Here is an 11,913-nt window from a genome sequence, read left to right as displayed (position 1 = left end):
ACTTATGAAGGTCTACTTTGTAGGTGCCGGTCCCGGCGCTCCCGATCTGATCACGCTGCGCGGCGCCAAGCTGCTCGGCAGCGTGCAGATGGTGTTGTACGCCGGTTCGCTGGTGCCGACCGAAATGCTCCAGCATTGCCGTCCCGATGCCGAACTGATCGATACGGCACAGCTCGATCTGGAGCAGCAGCAGGCCTGCTACGCCCGCGCAAAAGCACAGGACATCGACGTCGTTCGCCTGCACTCCGGTGACCCGGCCATCTACGGTGCGACCGCTGAGCAGATGCGCCGGCTGGAAGCGTTGGGCATCGCTTATGAAGTCGTGCCGGGCGTATCCTCGTTTACTGCCGCCGCCTCGGCGGTGACGGCGGAGCTGACCAAGCCGGAAGTGTCACAGACCGTGATCCTGACGCGTGTCTCGGGACGCGCCTCGGCAGTGCCGGAGCTGGAGTCGATTGCGCGCCTTGCCGAACACAAGGCGACCATGTGCATTTTTCTATCCGGCCCGCATCTGAAAAAAATCGTCACCGACCTGCGCCTGCATTACCCCGACACCACGCCGGTGACGCTGGTCTATCGCGCCACCTGGCCCGATCAGCGCGTCTATCAGGGCACGCTGGCGACGGTGCTGGAAGAGACCAAACGTGGCGCCTGGAACCTGACCACGATGATGCTGGTCGGTGCGGCGCTGGATAAGGGGCAGCAAGTCGAATCGAGTTTGTATTCCAAGGATTTCACGCATCTGTTTCGCGTCGTGAAAAAGAACAAAAAAGACAATGACGCTGCCGACACCGTGGAAATCGTTACCACCGGAGACGAGGTCTGATCATGAGTAATCCCCTGCAAAGTACGCATGCAACAACGCAATCCAATACCCTCGGCATCTGGCTGGTGCGAGCGGAGAGCGAAGCGCTGGCGGCACGTTTGCAGGGACAGCTGGGCGGCACGCTGTACCGGCCATGGCTCAATGCGGGGATTCCGCAGAAGCAGCAATTCCGCGCTTCCTACCGACATCAGGGGCAATGGGTGATGCTGGCGGCGAGCGGCGTGGCGGTGCGTTTTCTGGAAGGTTTGCCGCAAGACAAGCTGACCGACCCGGCGGTCGTGCTACTGGATGAAGCGGGGCGGTTTGCCGTGTCGCTGCTGGGCGGCCACGAAGGCGGCGGCAATCGTCTGGCCTATCGCGTCGCCAATGTCGTCGGTGCGGTGCCGGTAGTGACGACAGCCACCGAAGCCCTGAAGCCGTTGGTGCTCGGCATTGGTTGCCGCAAGAACGTACCGGTGGAAAAGATCTCCGCTGCCGTTACACGTGCGCTAGCCTTGCTGGGACGGCCACTAAGTGACGTGCGCGAAGTGGCGACGATTGATCTGAAGGCGGAAGAACCCGGCTTGCTGACCTTTTGCGCCGCCAATGACTTGCCTTTGCGCGTGATCGCCGCCTCCGATGTCGCCGCGCGCGGCTGGGTGACGGCGCCGTCGGAATGGGTGCAAAAGAATGTCGGCGTCGACGGCGTGTGCGAACCCTGCGCGCTGATCGCCAGCCCGCGTGGCGTGCTGGCCTTGCCGAAGACGGCGCTCGACGGCGTCACTGTGGCGGTGGTGGAAGATATCGGCTTGCCGGATACGGACGCGCCGGCAGGCCCTGGCTAACCCGAAACAATGTAAGTAAATAAACAAGTATCAAAGAGAAAGTGGTTTTATGAGTGGAGTTTTAAACCTGGTATCGGTTGGCCCCGGCTTCGGCGATCTGATCGTGCCGCGCGCCATTGCCGCTTTGCGCGACAGCGACGTCATCGTGGCCTACGAGTTGTATCTGCGCTGGATTGCGTCGCACATCGAAGGCAAGCAGATCTTCACGCCGCCGCTGACACAGGAGCGTGAACGCGCCTTGCTGGCGATCGACAAAGCACGCAACGGTGAAAAGGTGGCGTTGATTTCCAGCGGCGACATCGGCATCTATGCCATGGCGGCACTGGCCTTCGATGAAATGAAAGAAGACGATGACTACCAGGTCAACGTCATCCCTGGCGTCACCTCGGCCAATGCCTGCGCGTCCTTGCTGGGCTCGCCGCTGTCGCATGACTTCGCCACGCTGAGCCTGTCGAATCTGCTGTGCCCGTGGGAATGGATCGAGAATCGCGCGCGCCATATCGCGCAGGCCGATCTCGCCTGTGTGCTGTACAACGTGCAAAGCGCCGGCCGTCAGGAAGGTGTCTATCGCATCCTCAAACTGATGCTGGAATCGAAAGCGCCACATACGCTGTGCGGCGTGGTGAAGAACGCCTATCGTCCCGGCCAGGAAGTCAGTATTCATCGTCTTGATGAACTGCCATCCCTGCAATTCGACATGCTGACCAGCATCGTTATCGGCAATCGTTTTACCCAGCGCAAGCGCGGCTACATTTTCACGCCGCGCGGCTACAACGACTGGCATGACGAATCGACCGTTGCCGCAGAAGAACCGGCATTGCCGTCGCAGGCGGTATGGGTCTTTGCCGGCACCAGCGATGGCAATGCACTGGCCAGACAGCTGGCCGAACAAGGCCATCAGGTGGTTGTTTCTACCGCCACCGAATACGGCGGCGAGCTGGCCTTGCAGGATTGCCCCGGCGTCACGGTCTGGGCCGGCCGTCAAGGCGTGGAAGTGCGCAAGCAGGCCTTGCAGCGCCACGCAGCGCGTGTGCTGGTCGACGCCACCCATCCGTATGCCACGCTGATGTCGCAGCAATTGATGGGCTTGTCGCAAAGCCTGGGCGTCCCTTATCTGCGTTATGAACGTCCAAGTGCAATCGTCGACATCGCCAGCGATGCGCTTGTCTGCGATTCGATGGAGCAGGCCGCCGAACAGGCGATTGCAAAGAGCGAGCGCATCTTCCTCGCCACCGGTTCCAAGGATCTCGCCACCTTTTTACAAGCACCGGGCGCGGATCGCAAACAATGGTTCGTACGCGTCACCGCCGAGCCGGAATTCATCCAGCGCGCCATCGATCTGGGTATTCCGCGCAGCCGTATCTGCGCCATGCAGGGACCATTTTCGCAGGCCTTCAATCAGGCGTTGTGGAGCGACTGGAACATCGATTGCGTGGTGACCAAAGACTCCGGCGATGCCGGTGGATATCGCGCCAAGGCAGATGCGGCGAAGGCGTTGGGGATTCCATTGTTGACGGTGCGCCGTCCGGCGCTGGATTATCCGGTGCAGGCCGACAGTCTGGGCCACGCTTCGGCGCAGGTGCAGGCGTGGTTGCACGAGCAGCAGCAAGAAGGCAAGCACGCATGACGCCAGCGCAGCCTATTCCCGTCACCATCGTCACCGGTTTCCTCGGCGCCGGCAAGACGACCTTGCTGCGCAGTCTGGTGCAACGCCGCCAGACGCGCCGGCTGGCGCTGCTGATCAATGAGTTCGGTGAAGTGACGATCGACGGTGATCTGATGCGGGCGATGAGCAACAGCGGCGACGATGCGGAACATGTGCGCATCCATGATTTTTCGTACGGCCTGATTGCTTACGGCGACGACGAGCGCTTTGTGCCGACCATGCTGGCACTGGCCGCGCGTCGTGCACAAGTCGACCATGTGCTGATCGAGACTTCCGGCCTGGCTTTGCCGACAGCGGTGATGGAAAGCCTGCAGACGCCTGAGCTGGCAGCGCATTTCATCCTTGACGCCACGCTGGCGGTAGTGGATACGCCTTTGCTGCTGGACGACCGGTTCGCACAAGGAAGCAACACAGACAACGCCGTTGCCGACATGTTCGGTCGGCAACTGGAATACGCCGATGTGGTGGTACTCAACAAGATCGATGATCTGAGCGAAGGGCAACTGCTGGACGCCGAGCAGCGCGTTCGCTCGTGCGCGCCCAATGTGCGTTTCCTGGAGCTGGCTTACAAGGCGCAGCTCGATATCCGACTGGCGCTCGGTTTGCGGCTGCATCAGCCGACCTTGCAGGTGCATCAGCACACCTACACGCATGTGCGTATGCCCGGCGTCGACGCCAGCGTGCTGGCCGATCAGGGGCGTCTTAACGGCCATGCACATTCCGGTCTCGGTGCGCACAGTCACGGACTGGCGACGCACAAGCATTTTCATGAACAGGATCCGGGCTGGCTGTCGTTTACGCTGCGCAGCCAGTCACCGCAACCGGCGGACAAACTGAAGCAGGCAATTACCGAAGCAGCAAAATCGGAACCCATCCTGCGCACCAAAGGTTTCGTGCGCACGCTGGAAGGCAAGCGGCCGCAACTGGTGCAGGGCGTGCGCACGCGCGTGACGATGAATGCAGATGCAGCAAATGAAACTGTCGAGACTGACAAATCCGAACTGGTTTTCATCGGCTATCACCCAAGCCGAAGCAAAGTTGCCGCCTTGCTTTCTGAATTAACCGGTACAAACTGGAAGTAAAGCAAAGAGAGAACATATGAAAACCGATCCCGAATCGCACAAGCGCATGACCCAGCGCCACAAGGAAGGCTTCGAGAAAAAGAAGGCTGCCGCGCAAAAAGAAAAAGGCTTGCTGATCGTCAATACCGGCACCGGCAAAGGCAAGTCGAGCGCCGCCTTCGGCATGGGTATGCGCATTCTCGGCCACGGCATGAAGCTGGGTGTGGTGCAGTTCATCAAGGGCGCGTTGTACAGCGCCGAACGCGATTTCCTAGGCGGCCACGCCAATTGCGATTTTCATGTGGTCGGCTCGGGCTACACCTGGGATACCCAAGACCGTGATGCCGACATGAAAACTGCGGCCCATGGTTGGGCCGAGGCGATGCGCATGATCCAGGATCCGTCTTATGACATGGTGATCCTCGACGAGATGAACATTGTGTTGAAGTATCAGTATCTCGATCTGCAGGAAGTGCTTGATGTATTTGCAGCGCGCCGCGAGATGCTGCACATCGTCGTCACCGGCCGCCACGCGCCCGATGCGCTGATCGAGCAAGCCGATCTGGTCAGCGAAATGCGACCGCTCAAGCATCCCTACAAGGAACAAGGCATCAAGGCGCAAAAGGGCGTGGAGTTCTGATCATGCCGGCCGTGCCTTCTGCGAATAATCCGATCCTTTGTCCCGCGTTGTTCATCAGCGCACCCGGCTCCAATCACGGCAAGACGACCGTGACGGCGGCGCTGGCGCGCTGGCATCGCGATCAGGGACGCAAGGTGAGGGTATTCAAGACCGGCCCGGATTTTCTCGATCCGACCATCCTTGAACGCGCCTGCGGCAGCACCGTGTATCAGCTCGATCTGTGGCTGATGGGCGCGACCGAGTGCCGCCGCCTGCTGCACGAAGCCGCGCAGGATGCCGACCTGATCCTGATCGAAGGCGTGATGGGCTTGTTCGACGGGGATCCATGCAGCGCGGACTTGGCGGAGCTGTTCAAACTGCCGGTGGTCGCCGTGGTCGATGTCGCCGGCGTGGCGCAGACTCTGGGCGCGATTGCCTACGGTCTGGCGCATTACCGGCCGGGATTTCCGCTGATCGGCGTGCTGGCCAACGGCGTCGCGAGTCCTCGCCATGAAGAAATGCTGCGCCAGGGCATGCCGCATGGCATCGACTATCTCGGCAGCATGCCGCGCAACTTGCAATTCAAATTGCCGGAACGCCATCTCGGCCTGGTACCGGCGGCTGAAGTCGCCGATCTTGATCAGCGCATCGCCGCGGCGGCAGCGGCTATCGGCCAGACCGAATTATCCGAACTGTCGCGCTTGCCGGCGCCGGTCGAATTTGCTGCCATCGATCCGCAGGAGCATCAGCCGACGCCGAAATTGCTGCCATTGCTGCAAGGACAGCGCATTGCGATTGCACGTGATGCGGCGTTTTCCTTCATCTACCCCGGCAATCTGGATCTGTTGCGGCAGCTGGGAGCGCAGCTGACTTACTTTTCGCCACTGCACGATGCGCGTCTGCCGCCTGCTGACAGTGTCTATCTGCCGGGCGGTTATCCGGAGCTACATTTGCAAGAATTGCAAAACAACGCAGCCATGAAGCAGGCTTTGCACGATCATTGCGCCGCCGGCAAGCCTTTGTATGCCGAATGCGGCGGTCTGCTATACCTGCTGGAAAGCCTGACCGACAAGAACGGCGCCCGCGCGCGCATGTTGGGCATCTTATCCGGCCGGGCGGTCATGCAGCGCCGCTTGCAGGGCCTGGGCTATCAGACCATTCCGTTTGTTGAGGGCGCCTTGCGCTGCCACACCTTTCATTATTCGACTACCGTGACGGCGATGGCGGCGGCTTTTACCGGCGAGCGTCTGTATGACACCTCCGCCGGTGAGCGCGTATATCGTTCGCGAGGTGTGACGGCGACGTATCTGCACGCTTGTTTTGCATCGTCGCCACAAGCAACGGCGGCGCTGTTTACCGGGAAGATCGCGACGCCCGAGCCTGCGGGTGCGGGAGATACCCCGACATGAGCCATCGCTACAGTCAGAGCGATATCGAGGCCGTCTATCGTGTCATCGCAGAGCGGCGCGACATGCGACATTTTCTGCCTGATCCGGTAGATACCGGCTTGCTGCAACGTCTGCTGCAAGCGGCGCATCTTGGCCCCAGCGTTGGCTTTATGCAGCCGTGGCGTTTCATCCGCATTGCCGATCGCAGCAAGCGGGATGCGATTCACGCACTGGTGGAGCAGGAGCGCGTCCTGACCGCACAGGCGCTTGAAGAGCGCGAAGACGAATTCATGCGCCTTAAAGTGGAAGGCATCCGCGAGTGCGGCGAAGTATTGGTGGCGGCCTTGATGAACGGCCGCGAGCGTCACGTATTTGGCCGACGCACCTTGCCGGAGATGGACCTGGCGTCGGTCGCCTGCGCTATCCAGAACATGTGGCTGGCGGCGCGCGCAGAAGGTATCGGCATGGGCTGGGTGTCGCTGTTCGATGCGGACAAGCTGGCGGCCTTGCTGGCAATGCCTGAAGGAGCGAAACCGGTGGCAGTGATCTGCCTCGGCCACGTCAAAGAGTTTTATGCACGCCCGATGCTGGAGAAGGAAGGCTGGGCAGCGCGCCAGTCGCTGGACGATCTGGTCTATCGCGATGCTTGGGGAATCAGGGAAGAAAACGAATGAATCAGCGTACTTTGGTATTCGGTGGCGCTCGCTCCGGCAAGAGCGCGCAGGCGGAAAGGCTGGCGGCGGCGAGCGGCAAGCCGGTCATCTACATCGCCACCGCTGCCGTCGGCGACGACGAGATGGCCACGCGCATTGCCTTGCACCGGCAGCAGCGCAGCACGCACTACGCACATTGGAACACCGTGGAAGAGCAACTTGCCCTGGGCGATGCCATTGCTCACAACAGTACGCCTGACAATGTGGTGCTGGTCGACTGCCTGACGGTGTGGTTGTCGAATCTGCTGTTCAGCGAGCACAAGGAATATCCCGAGATCGGGCGGATTGAAGCACCTGCGCTTTTTGCCGCCGAGCGTGAGCGTTTTCTGCAAGCTTTGTCGCAGGCTAAAGGCGAGGTCGTGCTGGTCTCCAATGAAGTCGGCATGGGCATCGTGCCGCAAGGCGCCATCTCGCGCTGGTTCGTGGACGAAGCTGGGCGGCTCAACCAGTCAGTTGCAGCGATCTGCGAACGCGTGCAGTTCGTTGCCGCCGGTTTGCCGCTGGAACTCAAGGGACACGTTGGACAGGTTGGACACGCGGGACGCAGCGCATGATCGGTTTCGACATGACGCTGCTGGCGTTGCTGATGGTGGCAGGCGTTGCGCTGGATTGGCTGCTTGGTGAAGTATCGCGCTGGCACCCGCTGGTCGGCTTCGGTCGCTATGTGCAATGGCTGGAAGGTCGTCTCAATCGCCAGCCGGGGAGTTATGCACGTGGCGCGCTGGCGTGGTTATTAGCGGTGTTGCCGCTGGTGGCGCTGTCGGTCTTGATCACGATCTTGCTGGCGCGGCAATCCTTTTGGCTGGCGGCTGCCTGGCATGTGGTGCTGCTGTATTTTTGCATCGGCTTGCGCAGCTTGCGCGACCACGTGATGCCGATTGCCAAGGCGCTGAAAAGCGGCGACCTGGCTGCGGCGCGGAACCTGACCGGGCGCATCGTCAGCCGCGACACCACGCAGTCGCAGGAGACCGACCTTGCCAAGGCCGCAGTCGAATCCTTGCTGGAAAACGGCAACGACGCCGTGTTCGGCACCTTGTTCTGGTTTGCCTTGGGCGGCGGGCCGGGAGCCTTGCTGTTTCGTCTGGCCAATACGCTTGATGCCATGTGGGGCTACCGCACGCCGCGTTTTCTCGCCTTCGGCTGTGTTGCCGCACGTATCGATGACGGCCTGAACTGGATTCCGGCGCGGCTGACTGCGTGGTCCTATGCACTGCTGGGCAACTGGCGTCAGGCGCGTACCTGCTGGCGGACCCAGGCCCCGGCGTGGAGCAGCCCCAATGCCGGGCCTGTGATGTCGTCCGGTGCCGGTGCACTGGGATTGTCTTTAGGCGGCGCGGCGATTTACGACGGTGAAGTGGAAGAACGCCCGCCGTTGGGCGTGGGACGCGATGCTGTCGCCGATGACATCGTACGCGCATGGAAACTGGTGTCGCGCACGGCGATGCTGTGGCTCACAGTGATGTTGACGATATCGATGTTGATGACGATGTTCTATACGACTTATGTCAGTTTGACGATGGGAGGTACGCATGCTTGAGCATGGCGGCAACCTCAATGATGCGGTGATGCGCTATGGCATTGCGCGCGCAGAGTGGCTGGATTTGTCGACGGGGATCAATCCGAACTGCTATCCGGTACCCGTGTTGCGCGCCGATGCCTGGCATCGCTTACCGGAGTCCAGCGATGCGCTCGTCATGGCGGCATGCGCCTATTACGGCGCACCGCGCATGCTGGCGGTGGCCGGCACACAGGCGGCGATACAAGCCTTGCCGCAGCTCCGGTTACGTGAAAAAGGCGTGTCGCGCGTGGTCGTGGCGGCACCGGCGTATGCCGAGCATGCGCATCGGTGGCAGCAGGCCGGACATGCCATGCGCGAAATTGACTATGCGGATCTGCAGAAAGCGCTGGATAACTGCGACGTGATGGTGGTCTGCAATCCCAATAACCCGACTGGTGCACGCGTCGCACCGGAGGTCTTGCTCGGGTGGGCGCAACAACTGGCGTCACGCGGTGGCTGGCTGGTGGTTGACGAGGCATTCGGCGATACGACACCCCACCTGAGTGTGACCGGACAAGCGGGCGTGCAGCCCGGGCTGATCGTCTTGCGCTCGGTCGGAAAATTCTTTGGTCTCGCGGGCCTGCGGCTTGGTTTTGTCGCTGCGCAAAATACTGTGCTGGAGTCCCTGCAGAAATGGCTGGGGCCATGGGCAGTCAGCGGCCCGGCGCAGGAGATCGGCATTGCAGCCTTGTGCGACGAGGATTGGCAACGCGCCACATGCGAACGTCTCCTGGCCGATGGCGAGAGGCTGAACCAACTATTGGTCGGTGTCGGCATACAGGCAAGCGGCAGCGCGATGTATCAATGGTGGGCGGAACCCGATGCTGCCGGATTCCATGACTGGATGGCGCAGCAGGGGATCTGGGTGCGTCTGTTTACACGCGGCGCAGGTGGAATAAGGCTGGGTCTGCCGCCGGATGAGGCTGGTTGGCAGCGCTTGCAGACAGCCTTGCAAGGCTGGAATCAGAACAAAAATCAGAACAAAAACAAGAACCCGGAGCATGCCGCATGAATCTGCTCCCTTTCCATACCCTGATGGTGCAGGGGACAACGTCGGACGCCGGCAAAAGTACGGTGGTCGCCGCCTTGTGCCGCCTGCTGGTGCGCCACGGCGTCAAGGTCGCGCCGTTCAAGCCGCAAAACATGGCGCTCAACAGCGCCGTCACCAGCGACGGTGGCGAAATCGGCCGCGCGCAGGCTTTGCAGGCGCAGGCTGCGCGCATCGCGCCCCATACCGATATGAACCCGGTGCTGTTGAAGCCGTCCAGCGATACCGGCGCGCAAGTGATCGTGCACGGCAAGGTGCGCGCCGACATGAACGCGCGCGACTACCATCGCTACAAGACCAGTGCGATGGCTGCCGTGCTGGAGTCCTATCACCGGTTGCGCGAGCAGTACGAGGCAGTGCTGGTGGAAGGCGCAGGCAGCCCGGCGGAAATCAACCTGCGCGCACGCGATATCGCCAATATGGGCTTTGCAGAAGCTGTCGATTGCCCGGTGATTCTTGTCGCCGACATTGATCGTGGCGGTGTGTTTGCGCATCTGGTCGGTACGCTCGATTGTTTGTCCGAGAGCGAGCGCAAGCGTATCGTCGGTTTCGTCATCAATCGTTTTCGCGGCGACATCAGCCTGTTGCAACCGGGGCTGGACTGGCTGGAAGAACGCACCGGCAAACCTGTGCTGGCGGTACTGCCTTACTTGCATGGCTTGCATCTGGATGCCGAGGATGCCGTGGCTTCCTCGCAGAGTGTCAGAGGGAAATTTCGCGTGGTGGTGCCGGTCTTGCCGCGCATCAGCAATCACACCGACTTTGATGCTTTACGCGCGCATCCGGATGTGGATCTGCAGTTCATTGGCCCGGGTCAGCCGATTCCGCCTGCCGACCTGATCATTCTGCCGGGCAGCAAGAATACGCGTAACGATCTCGCCTGGCTCAAGCAGCAGGGCTGGCCCGACGCCATCAGAAAACATCTGCGCTACGGCGGCAAGCTGATCGGTATTTGCGGCGGCTTCCAGATGCTGGGCCGCAGCGTCGACGATCCGCATGGCGTGGAAGGTACGCCGGGCAGCATGGAAGGGCTGGATCTGCTGGCGATGCGTACCGAACTGACGCAGCAGAAACAGCTGCTGCAAGTGTCAGGGAAATGTGCGTTCACTGAAGAGGATGCCAGTGTCACCGGCTATGAAATTCACATGGGTGTTTCGGCAGGCGAGGCCATGCAACGACCCGCGTTCCATATCGATGGCCGTCCTGAAGGCGCACGTTCGGTGGATGACCAGATTCTGGGGAGTTACCTGCATGGCATGTTCGACACGCCGCAGGCTTTCTCTGCCTTGTTGGCGTGGGCCGGTCTGGGCGGCGTCGATGCCGTCGATCTTGATCAGTTGCGCGAGCAAAGCCTGGAGCGCATCGCCGACGCTACGCAGCCTTTGCTTGATGCGCTGCTGAAGGTCAATTACCGCGCTTAACGGAAAGCGCCGAGGACGTCGTAGCCGATGTTGCCATTGGTGGCATCGCTTTGTTTTTTCGACGATTTTCCTGCAGTATCGTCGCGCCATGTACCGGGCTGAAAGTGCCAGCCGTCGGCATAATGCTCCCAGCATGGTGCGACATAGCGTTGACCGGGGCGGGACAGTTCCCAATGCCCGGCGCACCAGACAAACCAGTTGTTGGTGAATTTCCAGTAGCCCGGGCTCCAGATGACGCCGTCGCGGTCGCTTGGCGCGGCTTCCGTCTTCGGCGGAGGTGGCGGCATCGTGGCGACGAGGGAGGATTCTTCGGATGCAGCGGGAATGGCAGCCGGCTTCTTGCCGGCGAGGATGGCGGAGACGCAGAGTCGGAAAGGAAGCATGATGGTCTTTCAGGGGCTTGTACGGAACTACGAGTAGAACGATGATCCACTGTAGCGCTATCGCCGCTGAAAGCCATCCGCCGAATCCAATTGTTACACCTGTCCTACAGTTCATTACTTGCCGGACAAACTTTGTTACAGCAGCGCGTACTTGTCTGCACTTGCAGGAAAGATTATTTTGCCGCTATTTAATTGAGCGCTTCTTTCGCGGCTTCTTCCGGCGTCAGACCGTCATAGAATAAATCGGTAAACCATTCGACTTCTTCCTCGATGTGTTCTTGCGCCTGTGCAAGCGTTGCGCCGCCCTTGACCAAAAACTTCTCGACTTCGGTACACCACTGGATCAGCGCTTCAGTTTCCGGATCCAGCTTCTCTTCTTTTTTGGGCATGATTGTTCCTTGTTCAG

At 60.7% G+C, this 11,913-nt stretch carries 13 protein-coding genes; 11 read left to right on the top strand and 2 right to left on the bottom strand.

Features of this window, described 5'->3' with window-relative positions; all coding sequences use genetic code 11:
* Positions 1 to 4: 4 nt before the first annotated feature.
* From cobM to hmeg3_RS12360, 11 genes are read left to right on the top strand one after another with little or no spacing between them, the layout of a single operon-like run.
* Positions 5 to 826 (top strand): precorrin-4 C(11)-methyltransferase, encoded by an 822-nt coding sequence (cobM, locus tag hmeg3_RS12410; RefSeq protein ID WP_094563989.1) that lies wholly within the window; start codon positions 5 to 7, stop codon positions 824 to 826.
* A 2-nt stretch (positions 827 to 828) separates the two neighbouring features.
* Complete coding sequence (locus hmeg3_RS12405) at positions 829 to 1,650, top strand: cobalamin biosynthesis protein (protein ID WP_094563988.1); 822 nt, start codon at positions 829 to 831, stop codon at positions 1,648 to 1,650.
* 49 nt (positions 1,651 to 1,699) lie between these two features.
* Complete coding sequence (gene cobJ, locus hmeg3_RS12400; RefSeq protein WP_094563987.1) at positions 1,700 to 3,277, top strand: precorrin-3B C(17)-methyltransferase; 1,578 nt, start codon at positions 1,700 to 1,702, stop codon at positions 3,275 to 3,277.
* The gene (locus tag hmeg3_RS12395) at positions 3,274 to 4,398 is read left to right on the top strand and encodes a GTP-binding protein (RefSeq protein ID WP_094563986.1); all 1,125 of its coding nucleotides are present in this window, start codon (positions 3,274 to 3,276) and stop codon (positions 4,396 to 4,398) included. The genes cobJ and hmeg3_RS12395 overlap by 4 nt, the downstream gene beginning before the upstream one ends.
* A gap of 16 nt (positions 4,399 to 4,414) precedes the next feature.
* The gene (gene cobO, locus hmeg3_RS12390; protein ID WP_094563985.1) at positions 4,415 to 5,017 is read left to right on the top strand and encodes a cob(I)yrinic acid a,c-diamide adenosyltransferase; all 603 of its coding nucleotides are present in this window, start codon (positions 4,415 to 4,417) and stop codon (positions 5,015 to 5,017) included.
* A gap of 2 nt (positions 5,018 to 5,019) precedes the next feature.
* The gene (locus hmeg3_RS12385; protein WP_094563984.1) at positions 5,020 to 6,405 is read left to right on the top strand and encodes a cobyrinate a,c-diamide synthase; all 1,386 of its coding nucleotides are present in this window, start codon (positions 5,020 to 5,022) and stop codon (positions 6,403 to 6,405) included.
* Complete coding sequence (bluB, locus tag hmeg3_RS12380) at positions 6,402 to 7,058, top strand: 5,6-dimethylbenzimidazole synthase (protein ID WP_094563983.1); 657 nt, start codon at positions 6,402 to 6,404, stop codon at positions 7,056 to 7,058. The genes hmeg3_RS12385 and bluB overlap by 4 nt, the downstream gene beginning before the upstream one ends.
* Positions 7,055 to 7,651: a bifunctional adenosylcobinamide kinase/adenosylcobinamide-phosphate guanylyltransferase gene (gene cobU, locus hmeg3_RS12375; RefSeq protein WP_094563982.1), complete on the top strand. Its 597-nt coding sequence runs from the start codon at positions 7,055 to 7,057 to the stop codon at positions 7,649 to 7,651. The genes bluB and cobU overlap by 4 nt, the downstream gene beginning before the upstream one ends.
* On the top strand, positions 7,648 to 8,634 hold the full coding sequence (gene cbiB / locus hmeg3_RS12370) for an adenosylcobinamide-phosphate synthase CbiB (RefSeq protein WP_094563981.1): 987 nt from the start codon (positions 7,648 to 7,650) through the stop codon (positions 8,632 to 8,634). Before cobU ends, cbiB begins: the two co-directional genes overlap by 4 nt.
* On the top strand, positions 8,627 to 9,667 hold the full coding sequence (gene cobD, locus hmeg3_RS12365; RefSeq protein WP_094563980.1) for a threonine-phosphate decarboxylase CobD: 1,041 nt from the start codon (positions 8,627 to 8,629) through the stop codon (positions 9,665 to 9,667). The genes cbiB and cobD overlap by 8 nt, the downstream gene beginning before the upstream one ends.
* Positions 9,664 to 11,124, top strand: coding sequence for a cobyric acid synthase (locus hmeg3_RS12360; RefSeq protein WP_094563979.1), 1,461 nt, complete (start codon positions 9,664 to 9,666; stop codon positions 11,122 to 11,124). Before cobD ends, hmeg3_RS12360 begins: the two co-directional genes overlap by 4 nt.
* On the opposite strand, the gene hmeg3_RS12355 is transcribed toward hmeg3_RS12360, so the two are convergent.
* Both hmeg3_RS12355 and hmeg3_RS12350 read right to left on the bottom strand, forming a co-directional pair.
* Positions 11,121 to 11,507 carry a hypothetical protein gene (locus hmeg3_RS12355; protein ID WP_094563978.1) on the bottom strand — a complete coding sequence of 129 codons (387 nt, stop codon included), beginning with the start codon at positions 11,505 to 11,507 and terminating at the stop codon, positions 11,121 to 11,123. The two genes, hmeg3_RS12360 and hmeg3_RS12355, sit on opposite strands and share 4 nt — an antisense overlap.
* A 188-nt stretch (positions 11,508 to 11,695) precedes the next feature.
* On the bottom strand, positions 11,696 to 11,896 hold the full coding sequence (locus tag hmeg3_RS12350; RefSeq protein WP_094563977.1) for a hypothetical protein: 201 nt from the start codon (positions 11,894 to 11,896) through the stop codon (positions 11,696 to 11,698).
* Positions 11,897 to 11,913 lie beyond the last annotated feature (17 nt).

Origin of the sequence: Herbaspirillum sp. meg3 (assembly GCF_002257565.1) — a bacterium.
Taxonomy (GTDB): Bacteria; Pseudomonadota; Gammaproteobacteria; order Burkholderiales; family Burkholderiaceae_D; genus Herbaspirillum.
This window is presented reverse-complemented; position numbering and strand designations above follow the sequence as displayed.

What these genes read in the sequence shown, in the direction of transcription:
- cobM (WP_094563989.1), top strand. Translation starts at nt 5, where the DNA reads ATGAAGGTCTACTTTGTAGGTGCCGGTCCCGGCGCTCCCGATCTGATC.
- hmeg3_RS12405 (WP_094563988.1), top strand. Translation starts at nt 829, where the DNA reads ATGAGTAATCCCCTGCAAAGTACGCATGCAACAACGCAATCCAATACC.
- cobJ (WP_094563987.1), top strand. Translation starts at nt 1,700, where the DNA reads ATGAGTGGAGTTTTAAACCTGGTATCGGTTGGCCCCGGCTTCGGCGAT.
- hmeg3_RS12395 (WP_094563986.1), top strand. Translation starts at nt 3,274, where the DNA reads ATGACGCCAGCGCAGCCTATTCCCGTCACCATCGTCACCGGTTTCCTC.
- cobO (WP_094563985.1), top strand. Translation starts at nt 4,415, where the DNA reads ATGAAAACCGATCCCGAATCGCACAAGCGCATGACCCAGCGCCACAAG.
- hmeg3_RS12385 (WP_094563984.1), top strand. Translation starts at nt 5,020, where the DNA reads ATGCCGGCCGTGCCTTCTGCGAATAATCCGATCCTTTGTCCCGCGTTG.
- bluB (WP_094563983.1), top strand. Translation starts at nt 6,402, where the DNA reads ATGAGCCATCGCTACAGTCAGAGCGATATCGAGGCCGTCTATCGTGTC.
- cobU (WP_094563982.1), top strand. Translation starts at nt 7,055, where the DNA reads ATGAATCAGCGTACTTTGGTATTCGGTGGCGCTCGCTCCGGCAAGAGC.
- cbiB (WP_094563981.1), top strand. Translation starts at nt 7,648, where the DNA reads ATGATCGGTTTCGACATGACGCTGCTGGCGTTGCTGATGGTGGCAGGC.
- cobD (WP_094563980.1), top strand. Translation starts at nt 8,627, where the DNA reads ATGCTTGAGCATGGCGGCAACCTCAATGATGCGGTGATGCGCTATGGC.
- hmeg3_RS12360 (WP_094563979.1), top strand. Translation starts at nt 9,664, where the DNA reads ATGAATCTGCTCCCTTTCCATACCCTGATGGTGCAGGGGACAACGTCG.
- hmeg3_RS12355 (WP_094563978.1), bottom strand. Translation starts at nt 11,507, where the DNA reads ATGCTTCCTTTCCGACTCTGCGTCTCCGCCATCCTCGCCGGCAAGAAG.
- hmeg3_RS12350 (WP_094563977.1), bottom strand. Translation starts at nt 11,896, where the DNA reads ATGCCCAAAAAAGAAGAGAAGCTGGATCCGGAAACTGAAGCGCTGATC.